Here is a 14276-nt window from a genome sequence, read left to right as displayed (position 1 = left end):
GCTCTAGCGGACTATGCCGCGCGTGGCTTGCGCGAGGAACCCGGTCATGGTCGCAATGTCGCCAGCCGCCTGCGGCATCGTGGCGGCCATTGCGGCGATGTCGGCGCGCGCCTGCTCGAAGGTAAGGCCAGAGCGGTACAAGAGCCGGTGCATCTGTTTCACCGCCGCCAGCCGCTCCGGACCGAAGCCGCGCCGGCGCAAGCCCTCGATGTTGAAGCCGCGCACCGCCAGCGGGTTGCCGTCGACCGTCATGAACGGCGGCACGTCCTGCGACACGGCACTGGCAAAACCCGCCATGGCATGCGCGCCGATCTTGACGAACTGGTGCACGCCCGTCAGGCCGCCGATGAACACCCAGTCGCCCAGGTGCACATGGCCGGCCAGCGTGGCGTTGTTGGCCAGAATGGTCTGGTTGCCGACCTGGCAATCGTGGGCGATATGTACATAGGCCATGATCCAGTTGTCGCTGCCAACGCGCGTTACCGCAGTGTCCTGCGCCGTGCCGATATTGAAGGTGCAGAACTCGCGGATGGTGTTGCGATCACCGATGCGCAACTCACACGGCTCGCCGGTGTATTTCTTGTCCTGCGGAATGGCGCCCAGCGAATTGAACTGGAAGATGCGATTGCCCTGGCCAATAGTGGTGTGGCCCTCGATGACACAGTGCGCGCCGATGCTCGTGCCGGCGCCCACCTTCACATGAGGGCCAATCAGGGTGTAGGGCCCCACCGTCACTGAACTGTCGAGTTCGGCGCCGGTATCCACCAACGCCGTCGGGTGAATGGTCGTCACAGCGCGCCGTCCTCAGGTAATGGTGCGCATGGTGCACATCAGCACGGCTTCCGCAGCCAGTTCTTCCCCCACGAGTGCGCGCGCGTTGAATTTGTAAATCCCGCCGCGCGCGCGGTCCATCTCGACTTCCATGATGAGCTGGTCGCCCGGCTCCACCGGGCGCTTGAAGCGCGCGCTGTCAATGCCCGCAAAATAAAACACGGTCTTGTCGTCGGGCAGCACGCCCATCATGTCGAAAGCCATGATGGCCGCCGTCTGCGCCATCGCCTCGAGCATCAACACGCCCGGCATGACGGGACGGTACGGGAAATGGCCGACGAAAAAAGGCTCATTGATGGTGACGTTTTTCAGCGCCTTGATGCGCTTGCCCTTTTCGATCTCCAGAACCCGGTCCACCAGCAGGAACGGATAACGGTGCGGCAGGTGCTTGAGGACTTGATGAATATCCATCATGGTTTTATTTTCTTCTCCAGCGCCTTAAGGCGTTCGCGCAGACTGTAAAGCTGCTTGAGGGTTGCGGCATTTTTCTCCCAGACCGCATTGTCGTCTATGGGAAAGAAGCCGGTGTAGTGGCCGGGCCTGCGGATCGAGCGGCTGACCATCGACGCCGACGAGATGTGGACATGGTCGGCGATGGTCAGGTGGCCCAGCACCATGGCCGCGCCGCCGAAGGTGCAGTGTGCGCCGATCACCGTGCTGCCCGCCACGCCGACGCAGCCGGCCATGGCCGTGTGCTGGCCGATGCGTACGTTGTGCCCGATCTGGATCAGGTTGTCGAGCTTGACGCCATCCTCGATGATCGTGTCCTGCAACGCGCCGCGGTCGATACAGGTGTTGGCGCCAATCTCGACGTCGTTGCCGATGCGCACCGCGCCCAGCTGCTCGATCTTTTCCCAGGTGCCGTCGTGCGGCGCGAAGCCGAACCCGTCGGCGCCCAGCACCACGCCCGAATGCAGGATGCAGCGCTCGCCGACAATGCAGCCCTCGCCAACGGTGACGCGTGATTTGAGCACCGTGCCCGCGCCAATGCGCGCGCCGCGCTCCACCACACACAGGGCGCCAATGGACGCGCTGGGGTCCACGAATGCCGCCGCGTCGACCACGGCACTCGGATGAACCCCGACGCCGCCCGCCGCGGCATGCTGGCGCTTCCAGAGCTGCGTGACTTTCGCGAAATACAGGTAAGGCTGCGCCGCCACAATGCACGCACCGCGCGCCAGAGCGGCCTCCTGCATGGTCTGCCCCACGATGACGCAGGCCGCCTGCGAGGCGGCCAGTTGCTGCTGGTACTTGGGGTTGCTGAGAAAGCTCAGGCTGGCGTTTGACGCCGTCTCCAGCGGAGCGATGTTTTCAATTTGCACATCGGGGTTGCCATGCAACTCCCCGCCCAGTGCATCGACGATGGATCCTAAACGCAGCGCCACACTGGGTCAGCCTCGGCGCCGCCTATTTGGCGGGAGTCGCGTTCAGCGCCTTGATCACCTTGTCGGTGATGTCGAGCTTGGGATTGATATAAACCGCTTCCTGCAGGATCACATCGTACTTTTCGGCCTCCGCCACCTGCTTGACCACCTTGTTGGCGCGCTCCAGAACCTGCTGCAGTTCTTCGTTCTTGCGCGAATTCAGGTCTTCCTGGAACTCGCGGCGCTTGCGCTGGAAATCACGGTCCTGGTCCACCAGCTGTTTCTGGCGTGCCAGGCGCTGGCTGTCCGGCAGCGTCGGCCCTTCACGCTCGAGCTTGTCCGATGCGGCTTTCAGGACGTTGCCCTGATCCACGAGGTCTTTTTCGCGCTTGGAAAACTCCTGCTCCAGCTTGGCCTGCGCCGCCTTGGCCGCGTTCGCTTCCTTGAAGATGCGGTCCGTATTCACATAACCCACGCGAAAGTCCTGCGCATTCGCGGAAAACATGAACAGGCCGAGCGCCAGGCCCAGCCAGCATTGACGCGAAAAGTTTTTCATTAGAAGGAGGTACCAATCTGGAATTGCAATCTCTGGATTCTATCGCCGGCAAACTTGCGTATCGGATTTGCAATGGCAAATTTGAGGGGGCCGATCGGTGAAATCCAGCTCAAACCTACGCCGACAGAGGCTCTGAGCTGATTCGCGGTGATGGGTTCATTCTCGCCGTAGACATTGCCCACGTCCACAAAGCCGAACATCCGCAGCGTACGGTCGTTGCCAGTGCCGGGGAACGGCGCATTCAGTTCGGCCCCGAGCGTGACTTTTTTGGCCCCGCCAACGATAAAGCCCGTCACATCCCGTGGGCCCAGCGTCCCCTGCTCGAAACCGCGAACCGAGCCCAAACCGCCGCCATAGAAATTCTTGAAAACGGGGAACGGGGACCCACCCAGCCCCTTGCCCAGCCCCAGTTCGCCATTGAACGCCAGCGAGAACTGCTTGTTGAGCGGAACGTATTGCTGGTATTGGTAGTCCGCTTTCAGGTAGCGCGCGGCGCCGCCAACACCCCACTCGGAGTTGAAACGCTGCAGCCGGCCATCGGTCGGTACCAGCGCACTGTCGCGACTGTCCCGGGACCATCCGACCGTCAACGGGAACGCCGTGCTGGAGTAGCCAAACTCATTGGCATAGAGCAAATAGGCGGCGGGGATGCTGGTGCCCGGATCAATCCGCGTGCGCTCTGCGCCACCACCGAAATACACCCGGTCGGTTTCGCTGAACGGCACGCCGAAGCGCACGGCGGCGCCCTCGGTCGTCAGCTTGTAGTTACCCCCCTGATCCTGATATGGCTGGGTGGCTCTGTGATACAGGTCGATGGTGCGCGATACCCCGTCCGTCGTGAAATAGGGATTGGTGGTGCTGACCACGATCACCTTGTTGTACTTGCTGGTGTTGAGCTGCAGGCCCAGCGAATTCCCCGAGCCGAACGCATTTTCCTGATTGATGCCGAAGGACAGCGAGAGCTTGTCAGCGCTGCCGTAACCGGCGCCCACCGTCAGGCTGCCGGTGGGCTTTTCCTTGACGCTGATGTTCAGATCCACCTGGTCGGGAGAACCCGGCACGTCCTGGGTTTCAACATTCACTTCGGTGAAAAATCCCAACCGGTCGACACGGTCGCGCGACAGTTTGATTTTGTCGCCGTCGTACCAGGACGACTCGAACTGGCGAAATTCCCGGCGAACCACTTCGTCGCGCGTGCGGTTGTTGCCGCTGATATTGATGCGGCGCACATAGGCGCGGCGAGACGGGTCGGCGGCAATCACGAAGGCTACACGGCCATTGGCGCGGTCAATTTCCGGCCGCGCTTCCACATGGGCAAATGCAAACCCGAATTTTGCAAAAAAATCGGTAAAGGCCTTGGTCGTCGCAGCCACCTGGTCGGCGTTGTAGGCCTCTCCCGGCTTGATGGTGACCAGCGACTTGAACTCATCTTCCTTGCCCAGATAATTGCCTTCCAGCTTGACGCCGGTCACCACATAACGCTGGCCCTCCGTCACATTCAGGGTAATGGAAATCGCCTGCTTGTCCGGGGAGATGGCCACTTGCGTGGAGTCGACCTTGAACTCGAGGTAACCCCGCGCAAGGTAATACGAGCGCAGGGTTTCGATATCGGCATTGAGCTTGGCGCGCGAATACCGGTCCGCCTTGGTGTACCAGCTCAGCCAGCCGCCGGTATTGAGGTCGAACAGATCGAGCAGCGTCGATTCGCTGAACGCCTTGTTGCCAACGATGTGGATTTCCTTGATCTTGGCGGGCTCGCCCTCGGTGATGGAGAACGTCAAATTGACGCGGTTGCGCTCGATGGGCGTCACCGTGGTCACCACCTGGGCGCCATACAGGCTCTTGTTGATGTATTGCCGCTTGAGTTCCTGCTCGGCGCGGTCGGCCAGCGCCTTGTCGAAAGGACGCCCTTCCGTCAGGCCGATGTCGGCCATGGACTTCTTCAAGGCTTTGCTGTCAAACTCCTTGGAGCCGACGAATTCGACGTCGGCGATCGTGGGTCGCTCCTCGACGACCACCACCAGCACATCCCCGCTGGTCTCGAGCCGCACGTCCTTGAACAAGCCCAGCGCAAACAGTGCCCGGATGGCGGCCGAACCTTTTTCGTCGGTGTAGGTATCGCCCACGCGCAGCGGCAAGGACGCGAAAATGGTGCCCGGCTCCACCCGCTGCAAACCTTCGACCCGGATGTCGCGCACCGTGAAGGGCTCCACGGCCCAGGCGGCAGTGGCGGCGAAGGCCATGATCGCCACCGCTGAAACGGTGCGCATGCGAAAGCAATTGAAATAATTATTCATGAATGAAGGTGATGCCGACGCTGCTCAGGGGAGCCGGCGTGTAGTTAACCAAAGATGCGGGTAACGTCATTGAACAGCGCAATCGACATCATGAGCAGCAGCACGGCAACACCACCGCGCTGCAACCGTCCCATCCATGCCTGCGACACGCTCTTACCCGTCACGCCTTCCCAAAGATAATACATCAGGTGCCCGCCATCGAGAACGGGCAGCGGCAGCAGGTTGAGCACACCCAGGCTGACGCTGATCAGGGCCAGGAACACCAGGTATTGCGAAAGCCCCAGGCTGGCGGACTTGCCGGCGTAGTCGGCAATGGTCAGCGGCCCGCTCAGATTCTTGAGCGAGGCCTCGCCAATCACCATCTTGCCCATCATGCGCAGCGTCAACGCAGACACCTCCCAGGTGCGCGTGACCCCACGCCACAAGCCGTCGAGCGGTCCATACCGGACCGTGACGAATTCAGGAGGTGCCCCCACGTAGGCCCCGATTTTCCCGACCGCAACTGCGCCGTCCTGCACCACTTGCGGCAGCACGCTGAGCACCACGGTCTTGTTGTCGCGCTCCACCCGCCACGCCTGCGCCAGCGGCTGCGAGTCCCGCACCGACGCCCGAATCACGTCGCGCAACTGGCGTCCGTCAACGATGCGTGTCGCGCCAACCGCGACAACCACATCGCCCTTGCGCAAACCTGATTTTTCGGCCGCACCACCGGCCATCACGTCGCCCAGCACGGGGCGGGTCCACGGCGCTACCAGACCGACCTTGTGCAGCAACTGGGCATCGGCCTCTTTCGTATCCAGCCGGCTGAGTGGCAGTACAACGTCGTGCGCCGGGGCGCCGTCCGGGCCTGCCAGTTCAAGGCGCACGTCGCGTCCGTCCAGGGCGCCCCGGGTCAGCAGCCAGTTCAGGGATTCGAACGAACGCACCGGCTCCAGCGTGCCATCCTCAAAGCCGGCGCGCTGCACCAGCTCGCCGCCCTGCAAGCCTGCCTGCGCAGCGACGGAGCCCGCCACAGGACTGCCCAGCACGGCCTTGGGCTCCTCCTGCCCGTACCAGCTGACCGCCGAGTACAGCAACACCGCCAGCAACAGGTTGGCGATCGGGCCGGCCGCGACGATGGCGGCGCGCGCGCGCAGAGGCTGGGTGTTGAACGCCAGGTGCCGCTCCCCGGGCGCGACCGGGGCCTCGCGCTCGTCGAGCATCTTGACGTAGCCGCCCACCGGAAAGGCGCCGATCACGAACTCCGTCGATTGCCCATGCTTTTGATGCTTCGGCTGCCAGCGAAACAGCGTCGTGCCAAAACCAATCGAAAAGCGCAGCACCTTGACGCCACACGCCACGGCCACCCGGTAATGCCCGTATTCATGCACTGCAATCAGCAGGCCCAGGGCCACCAAAAAAGCAACAAGGGTCAGCATGCGCCACCTTTCAACATGTCATGTTTCCATGCGCGCCACGACGCGCTGCGCGGCTGCGCGCGCGCGCGCATCAAGCGCCAGCAGATCATCCAGCGTCTGGGGTACGGAGGTCGTAACAGCTTGCAAAGTTTCAAGATTGATATGGTGAATCTGATCGAACCGGATGCGTTTGTCCAGAAAGGCCGCCACGGCAACCTCATTGGCCGCATTCAGCGTGGCGCAAGCGCCTGCCGGCGCGCGCAGCGCCTCCCACGCAAGCTGCAGGCCAGGAAAACGGTCCCGGTGCCCCTGTGTCTCAAATGACTCGAAGGTCATGCCCGACAGCGTCCTGAAGTCGAGCGCCTGGGCGCCCGAGGCGATGCGCTCGGGCCAGGCCAGGCCATAGGCGATCGGCACCCGCATATCGGGCGTGCCAAGCTGGGCCACGATCGAGGCATCGCGGTACTGCACCATGGAGTGAATCACGCTTTGCGGGTGAATCACCACCTCAATCTGCTGCGCCGGCATGTCGAACAGGTAGCGCGCCTCGATGACTTCGAGTGCCTTGTTCATCATGGTGGCCGAATCCACCGAGATCTTGCGCCCCATGACCCAGTTCGGATGCGCGCAGGCCTCGTCGGGCGTGACGCCCGCCAGCGTCGCCGGCTCGCGCGTGCGAAACGGTCCGCCAGACGAGGTGAGGATAATTTTCTCGACCCGTTGCGGCCAGCTGGCGGGGTCTTCGGGCAACGACTGAAAGATGGCGGAATGCTCGCTGTCGATCGGCAACAGCGTCGCCCCACCCTCCCTGACCGCCCGCATGAAAACATCGCCACCCACCACCAGCGCCTCCTTGTTCGCCAGCAGCAGGCGCTTGCCCGCCCTGGCCGCAGCGAGGCAGGAGGCCAATCCGGCGGCCCCGACGATGGCGGCCATGACGGTATCGGTCAATTCATGGGACGCTATCAATTTAATTGCATCAGGCCCAGACAACACCTCGATTGCAAGCCCATTTGCCTTGATTTTTTGAGCCAGCTCCCGGCCATGCGGGGCGCTGGCCATCACGGCAAACCGGGGCTTGAACTGTACGCACTGCTGCAGCATCAGGTCGACCCGGGTCGCCGCAGTGAGCGCAAACACCTCGAACCGGTCCGGGTGCCGGGCCATCACATCGAGCGTGTTGGTGCCGATGGAGCCGGTCGACCCTAGAACGGTAACGCGCTGCTTCATGGCCGTCACCAGGAGATCAGCATCATGGCCAGCGGCAGGGTCGGCAGCAAGGCATCCACCCGGTCCAGCACGCCGCCGTGGCCAGGCAGCAGGCGGCTGCTGTCCTTGACGCCCGCGCTGCGCTTGATGAGCGACTCCACGAGGTCGCCGACCACGCTCATGGCCGCCATGAACAAAACCGCGGGCAGCAGCACCCACCAGCCCATGCTGATCAGGCGGCTGTACAAGCTGGCCACCGGCGCCTGCCACGCCGCATCGGCCCAGACCCAAAGGGCGGCCAGCAAGACCACTCCGGCCATGCCGCCCCAGACCCCCTCCCAGCTCTTGCCCGGACTAATGGCAGGAGCCAGCTTGCCCCGGGTGAAGCGGGTGCCGAAGGCCCGTCCGGCAAAATACGCAAAGATGTCAGCGACCCAGACCAGCAGCAGGATGGACAACAGGAAGTTGATGCCGATCACGCGCGCCTGGGCCATCGCCAGCCAGGCCAGCCATACGGCAGCGAGCCCGCCGACGAGCCGGATGGGCCTCGCAATACGCGGCCAGCCTGCCACGCCGGTACGCAACAGCCACGCACCCGCCAGCACCCACGCCGCGCCGACAAAGCGCCACAACCAGGGCGTCGGCATGGACAACAGGCCGAAAGCCCAGCTGCCAATGCACAAAAGCACACAGGCTGCGCCCAGCAGCCAGGCCAGTGGGTTACTGCAGTCATTGAGGCGCCCCCATTCCCACGCGCCGGCCGCGATCAACACCAGCGTGATGGCGCAAAACGGGTCGGGCGAGGGGTAAAACAGGGCCGGCAGCAGAATGGCCAGCAAGACCAGGGCGGTGATGACGCGCTGTTTGAGCATGAGGCTTCTTCAGGCCACCTTCTGCGCGTTCGCCACACCGGCGAGCTGCGCGGAAGTCTTGCCAAAGCGGCGCTCGCGCCGGTTGAACGCGGCAATCGCGGCATCGAGCTCGGCTTCGTCAAACTCGGGCCACAGGCTGTCACTGAAATAAAGTTCGGAGTACGCCGCCTGCCACAGCAGAAAGTTGCTGATGCGCTGCTCGCCGCCGGTGCGGATCAGCAAGTCCGGATCCGGCACGTGCGCCAGCGCCATCGCGCTGTCAAGACTGGCCTCCGTCAAGGGCTGCCCCTGCGCCGCGAGCCGGGCTGCGGCCTGGGCGATGTCCCAGCGGCCGCCATAGTTGAAACAGACGTTGAGCACCAGCCGCGTGTTGTGCTTTGTTGCGGCCTCGGCCTGGGCCAGACCCGCGCTGACCTTGTCGGACAGGCCGGCACGCTCGCCCACGAAATGCAGCTGTACCCCCTCGGCCTTGAGCTTGGGCACTTCCCGGCTCAGGGCCATGGCCAGCAACTCCATCAAGCCCGACACTTCCTCGACCGGTCGATTCCAGTTCTCGGAAGAAAACGCAAAGACGGTGAGCACCGCTACGCCCCTGGCCGCACAGGCCCTGACGCAGCGATTCAATGCATCGACACCCTGCTTGTGACCGGCCACGCGTGGCAGATACCGGCGCGTCGCCCAGCGGCCGTTCCCGTCCATCACGATGGCGATGTGGTGAGGTACCTGGCTCATGGTGTGGTGCGGGTCGGGCAGGAGCGCCGCCGGGCCGCCCCAAGGCGCGAGAGCCCCTGCGGGGGGCAGCGCAGCACACGGAGTGGCAAGCGTGGGGGCACCGTTATACCGCCATGATGTCCTGTTCCTTGGCCGCCACCAGCTGGTCGATCTCGGCGATGTGCCGGTCGGTCACCTTCTGGATCTCGGCCTCGGCCCGCTTCTGGTCGTCCTCGGACGCCAGTTTGTCTTTTACCAGCTTCTTGACCGCTTCGTTGCCATCGCGGCGCAGGTTGCGCACCGCGATCTTGGCACCCTCGCCCTCGCTCTTGACCACTTTGGTGAGTTCCTTGCGGCGCTCTTCGCTCATGGGCGGCATCGGCACGCGAATCAGGTCGCCCATGGACGCGGGGTTCAGGCCCAGGTCGCTCTCGCGGATCGCTTTCTCGATCTTGGCACCCATGCCCTTTTCCCAGGGCTGGATGCTGATGGTGCGCGAATCCAGCAGCGACACATTGGCCACCTGGTTGATCGGCATCAGGGTGCCGTAGTAGTCGATCTGCAGGGTATCCAGCAGGGCGGGGTTGGCCCGTCCCGTGCGTATCTTGGTGAGATTGCTTTTGAATGCGCCAATGGACTGATCCATCTTCGCTTCCGTCGTCTTCCTGATGTCGGCAATTGTCATGTTTCTCTCCTCAGACATACACCAGCGTTCCTTCATCTTCTCCCATCACCACCCGCTTGAGCGCACCGTGTTTGAAAATGGAGAACACCTTGATGGGCAGCTTCTGATCGCGGCACAGCGCAAACGCCGTGGCGTCCAGAATGCCCAGATTTTTTGCGATCGCCTCGTCGAACGATATTTTCGTATAGCGGGTGGCGCCTGGATCCTTTTTCGGGTCCGCCGTGTACACCCCGTCCACCTTGGTGGCCTTGAGCACCAGTTCCGCGCCGATCTCCGCGCCGCGCAGTGCCGCAGCGGTATCGGTGGTGAAAAAGGGATTGCCCGTGCCGGCGGCAAAAATCACCACCTTGCCCTCTTCCAGGTACTGCAACGCCTTGGGCCGCACGTAGGGCTCCACCACCTGCTCGATGGCGATGGCGGACATCACGCGCGCCGTCAACCCGGCCTTGTTCATGGTATCGGCCAGCGCCAGCGCATTCATCACGGTGGCCAGCATGCCCATGTAGTCGGCCGTGGCGCGGTCCATGCCGACCGAACCCCCAGCCACACCGCGAAAAATGTTGCCACCACCAATCACCACCGCCACCTCCACACCCAGACGAGTCACTTCGGCGATTTCTTCCACCATGCGAACGATGGTGGCGCGGTTGATGCCGAACGCGTCGTCCCCCATCAGGGCCTCGCCGGACAGCTTCAACAAGATGCGCTTGTGGGCTGGTTTGGCGTCGGGCATGTGGGGGGCTCCTTGGGTTGGTGTGAGTTTAGCGGGGTAAAAGCGCAGGCACGGATCCGACGAGTATCGGGTCCGAAGCTTAAAGGACGCTCAGGCGCCCTGTTTGGCAGCGGCGACCTGGGCCGCCACCTCGGCGGCAAAGTCGTCCACCTTTTTCTCGATGCCTTCGCCGACCACGTACAGCGTGAACGACTTGACCGTGGTGCCACGCTCTTTCAGCATCTGCTCGACCGACTGCTTGTCATTCTTGACGAACGCCTGGTTGTACAGCGACACCTCCTTGAGGAACTTCTGCACGCCGCCTTCGACCCGTTTGGCAACGATTTCGGCCGACTGCACGGGCTTGCCGGCGGCTTCTGCCGTCTTCCTGTCTTCTTCGGCCTTGGCGGCCGCTACCGAGCGCTCCCTGGCCACCAGCTCGGCGGGCACATCGGCGCTGGACAGGGCCACCGGCTTCATGGCCGCCACATGCATGGCAACGTCCTTGGCGGCGGCCTCATCGCCCTCGAACTCCACCACCACGCCGATGCGCGTGCCGTGCACGTAGGAGGCCAGCCTGGCGCCCGAGGCAAAGCGCTTGAAACGGCGAAAGCTCATGTTCTCGCCGATCTTGCCGATCAGCCCCTTGCGCACGTCTTCCAGCGTCGGGCCAAAGCCGTCCTGGCTGTAGGCCAGCGCGCCCAGGGCCGTCACGTCGGCCGGATTGTTTTTGGCGATCAGTTCGACCGCAGCCCGGGTCAGCGCCAGAAAGCTGTCGTTCTTGGTCACGAAGTCGGTTTCGCAATTGACTTCGAGCAAGGCCCCCGTGGTGCCCTCGATAAAGCTGGCGACCACGCCTTCGGCCGTGATGCGGGCGGCGGCCTTGCCGGCCTTGTTGCCGAGCTTGACGCGCAGCAGCTCTTCGGCCTTTTCCATGTTGCCTTCGGCCTCCGTCAGCGCCTTCTTGCACTCCATCATCGGTGCGTCGGTCTTGCCGCGAAGTTCAGCCACCATGCTTGCGGTAATTGCAGCCATTTTTTTCTCCGTCGCTTCAGTTCAATTCAATTCAAAAGGGAGTTAAAAAAAAGGGGGCCATGAAGCCCCACTTTTTCCGCGTCGGTTCGCGTCAGGGGGGCGCGCTTCAAGCCGCCGTTTCGTTCACTTCCACAAACTCGTCGCCGCTCTCGGCCGACACCGCCTTCACCAGGTCGGTCATGACATTGGCACGGCCTTCCAGGATCGCGTCCGCGATGCCGCGGGCATACAACTGCACCGCCTTGGAGGAGTCGTCGTTACCGGGGATCACGTAGTCGATGCCCACCGGGGAGTGGTTGGAATCCACCACGCCAATCAGCGGGATGCCGAGCTTCTTGGCTTCGGCAATGGCAATCTTGTGATAGCCGACGTCGATCACGAAGATCGCGTCCGGCAGGGCCGTCATGTCCTGAATGCCGCCGATGTCTTTTTCGAGCTTTTCCATCTCGCGGGCAAACATGAGCTGCTCTTTCTTGCTCATGGCATCCAGACCGCCTTCCTGCTGGGCCTTCATGTCCTTCAGGCGCTTGATCGAGGTCTTGACCGTCTTGAAGTTGGTCAGCATGCCGCCGAGCCAGCGCTGGTCGACATAGGGCACGCCGGCGCGCTTGGCTTCCGTCGCGACGATGTCGCGGGCCTGGCGCTTGGTGCCGACCATCAGGATCGTGCCGCGGTTGGCGGACAGCTGGCGCACGAACTTGGCCGCTTCCTCGAACATCGGCAGCGATTTTTCGAGGTTGATGATGTGGATTTTGTTGCGATGGCCGAAGATATACGGGGCCATCTTCGGGTTCCAGAAGCGCGTTTGGTGGCCGAAGTGGACACCGGCTTCCAGCATTTCACGCATGGTGACGGACATAATGAACTCCAAAGGTTGAGTCTAAAATCCAGTCCGCTATTGCAACCCCCGAGATTTACCCCGAAGGCCGCAATACCTTTTGCAGCGAATCCGCTGCAAACACCTTATCCGGACTGGTTTGCGATTTGCCTCACTGAGCAGCCACAGGAGCCATCCAGCAAAACCCAAGGATTCTAGCACACCACCCCTCTGAAATCATGCTCGCCGACCTCCACACCACCCTGCAACACATCCGCTCCGGCCAGACCAGCGCGAGCGCGGAAATTGAAAAGTCCATTGCCGCCGCCCGGTCCCCCGCCTGTGACCACGCGTTCCTCAAAACCATGTTCGACGAGGCCCGGGGCGTGGCCGCCGATGTCGATGGCCGGCACCAGCCGCTGGCCGGCCTCGCCGTCTCGGTCAAGGACCTCTTCGACATCGCAGGACAGACCACGGCCGCCGGATCGGCCGTGCTGGCCGACGCGCCCGCCGCGACCGCAGATTGCCCCGCCGTCGCGCGCCTGCGGGCGGGCGGCGGCGCCCTGATAGGCCGCACCAACATGGTGGAATTCGCGTTTTCGGGTGTGGGCACCAATCCGCATTTCGGCACTCCGGCGGCGTGGGACGGCCGGTTCGACCAGCCTGCGGGCGGCGCAGCCTCGCCAGCCCGCATTCCCGGTGGTTCCTCCTCGGGCGCCGCCGTGTCGGTCGCGACCGGGGCTGCGTTCATCGGTCTGGGGTCCGACACCGGCGGCTCGATCCGCATCCCGGCTGCGCTGAACGGCATCGTGGGCTTCAAGAACACCGCGCGGCTGGTCCCCACGGACGGCGCCCTGCCCCTGTCGAGCACGCTGGACACCGCCTGCGCGATGACGCGCTCGGTGCGCGACGCCATGCTCGTGCACCAGATTCTGGCGGCCCGGCGCATCATCCGCAGCAACGCTCCGCTCTCAAGCTACCGCCTGGCAGTGGTCACGACGGGCATGCTGGATGCACTCGACGCCACCGTGGCGCGCGCCTTTGCGCGCACGCTGCAGGTGCTGCGCGCGGCCGGCGCCCGCATTGATGAGATTCCGCTGGCCGCGATTCGCGATCTCGGCGCGCTCCAGTCCACGGGCGGTTTCTCCGCGGCGGAAAGCTACAGCTGGCACCGGCCCCTGCTGGAACGCCACGCGGCCGGTTACGACCCGCGCGTGGCGACCCGCATCCAGCGCGGCGCCGCCATGAAGGCGTACGAATACATCGACCTGATGCAGGCCAGGGGCCGCTGGATTGCCGGTGTGGAAACCGCCCTGCAGGGTTTTGATGCCGTGCTGTCGCCGACCGTCCCCATCGTGGCGCCTATGATCGCCGACGTGGCCCCCGCCCTTGGGCGGGACGCGGCGCAGGATGCGGCGCACGACGCCGAGTTCTTTCGCGTCAACGCGCTGCTGCTGCGCAATACCAGCGTGGTCAACATGCTCGACGGCTGCGCCATTTCGATTCCATGCCACGCCGCCGACGAGTTGCCCGTGGGCCTGATGCTGTGGCACGGCGCGCTGCGCGACGACACGGTGCTGAACATTGCCCTGCAGGCCGAGCAGGCGCTTCAATAACCATAGCGACTGGCCCATGGCCTTCATGGGCTGGAGGCACTTTTCATGCTGAATCTTGCGGGCCGGCGAGCGGCCGGCTCAAGCCCGGTGCGGCGCACGGCCTGGCGCTGGCCGCGGCCGCCTTGGTGCTTCTGCAGCGCCGGCTCAAGTAAAGCCCGAGCCTGGCCACTCGTA

Annotated in this window: 14 protein-coding genes; 1 reads left to right on the top strand and 13 read right to left on the bottom strand. The window is 63.6% G+C overall.

The annotated features are described in order from the left end of the window. Nucleotides 1-3 precede the first annotated feature (3 nt). From lpxA to rpsB, 13 genes are all read right to left on the bottom strand, one after another. On the bottom strand, nt 4-792 hold the full coding sequence (gene lpxA, locus EUB48_RS09310) for an acyl-ACP--UDP-N-acetylglucosamine O-acyltransferase (RefSeq protein WP_142818615.1): 789 nt from the start codon (nt 790-792) through the stop codon (nt 4-6). A gap of 12 nt (nt 793-804) precedes the next feature. Continuing rightward, nucleotides 805-1245, bottom strand: a complete 441-nt coding sequence (gene fabZ, locus EUB48_RS09305) for a 3-hydroxyacyl-ACP dehydratase FabZ (protein WP_142818614.1) — start codon at nt 1243-1245, stop codon at nt 805-807. Continuing rightward, nucleotides 1242-2216 carry a UDP-3-O-(3-hydroxymyristoyl)glucosamine N-acyltransferase gene (gene lpxD / locus EUB48_RS09300; RefSeq protein ID WP_142818613.1) on the bottom strand — a complete coding sequence of 325 codons (975 nt, stop codon included), beginning with the start codon at nt 2214-2216 and terminating at the stop codon, nt 1242-1244. Before lpxD ends, fabZ begins: the two co-directional genes overlap by 4 nt. Nucleotides 2217-2238: 22 nt before the next feature. Beyond that, a complete protein-coding gene (locus tag EUB48_RS09295; protein WP_142818612.1) occupies nt 2239-2751 on the bottom strand; it encodes an OmpH/Skp family outer membrane protein in 513 nt (170 codons plus the stop codon). Continuing rightward, the gene (gene bamA / locus EUB48_RS09290) at nt 2751-5048 is read right to left on the bottom strand and encodes an outer membrane protein assembly factor BamA (protein WP_142818611.1); all 2298 of its coding nucleotides are present in this window, start codon (nt 5046-5048) and stop codon (nt 2751-2753) included. Before bamA ends, EUB48_RS09295 begins: the two co-directional genes overlap by 1 nt. A 44-nt stretch (nt 5049-5092) precedes the next feature. Further along, entirely contained in the window at nt 5093-6466 is a 1374-nt protein-coding gene (gene rseP, locus EUB48_RS09285) for an RIP metalloprotease RseP (protein WP_142818610.1), read from the bottom strand. A gap of 18 nt (nt 6467-6484) precedes the next feature. Further along, the gene (gene ispC / locus EUB48_RS09280; protein WP_142818609.1) at nt 6485-7675 is read right to left on the bottom strand and encodes a 1-deoxy-D-xylulose-5-phosphate reductoisomerase; all 1191 of its coding nucleotides are present in this window, start codon (nt 7673-7675) and stop codon (nt 6485-6487) included. Between the two features lie 5 nt (nt 7676-7680). Continuing rightward, the gene (locus EUB48_RS09275; protein ID WP_142818608.1) at nt 7681-8526 is read right to left on the bottom strand and encodes a phosphatidate cytidylyltransferase; all 846 of its coding nucleotides are present in this window, start codon (nt 8524-8526) and stop codon (nt 7681-7683) included. A 9-nt stretch (nt 8527-8535) separates the two neighbouring features. Next, nucleotides 8536-9258, bottom strand: coding sequence for a polyprenyl diphosphate synthase (uppS, locus tag EUB48_RS09270; RefSeq protein ID WP_142818607.1), 723 nt, complete (start codon nt 9256-9258; stop codon nt 8536-8538). A 103-nt stretch (nt 9259-9361) separates the two neighbouring features. After that, a complete protein-coding gene (frr, locus tag EUB48_RS09265; protein ID WP_142818606.1) occupies nt 9362-9922 on the bottom strand; it encodes a ribosome recycling factor in 561 nt (186 codons plus the stop codon). Between the two features lie 10 nt (nt 9923-9932). Beyond that, nucleotides 9933-10655 carry a UMP kinase gene (pyrH, locus tag EUB48_RS09260; protein ID WP_077562881.1) on the bottom strand — a complete coding sequence of 241 codons (723 nt, stop codon included), beginning with the start codon at nt 10653-10655 and terminating at the stop codon, nt 9933-9935. Between the two features lie 90 nt (nt 10656-10745). Further along, the gene (gene tsf / locus EUB48_RS09255) at nt 10746-11669 is read right to left on the bottom strand and encodes a translation elongation factor Ts (RefSeq protein ID WP_142818605.1); all 924 of its coding nucleotides are present in this window, start codon (nt 11667-11669) and stop codon (nt 10746-10748) included. Between the two features lie 106 nt (nt 11670-11775). After that, nucleotides 11776-12528 carry a 30S ribosomal protein S2 gene (gene rpsB, locus EUB48_RS09250; RefSeq protein ID WP_142818604.1) on the bottom strand — a complete coding sequence of 251 codons (753 nt, stop codon included), beginning with the start codon at nt 12526-12528 and terminating at the stop codon, nt 11776-11778. A 197-nt stretch (nt 12529-12725) separates the two neighbouring features. Here rpsB and EUB48_RS09245 point away from each other — a divergent pair, with 197 nt between their 5' ends. Beyond that, entirely contained in the window at nt 12726-14102 is a 1377-nt protein-coding gene (locus tag EUB48_RS09245; protein WP_142818603.1) for an amidase, read from the top strand. Nucleotides 14103-14276 lie beyond the last annotated feature (174 nt).

The sequence above is a fragment of the Rhodoferax sediminis genome, from assembly GCF_006970865.1.
GTDB lineage: Bacteria > Pseudomonadota > Gammaproteobacteria > Burkholderiales > Burkholderiaceae_C > Rhodoferax_A > Rhodoferax_A sediminis.
Note: the sequence above shows the minus strand (reverse complement) of the source record. Positions and strands in the feature narration are given on the sequence as shown.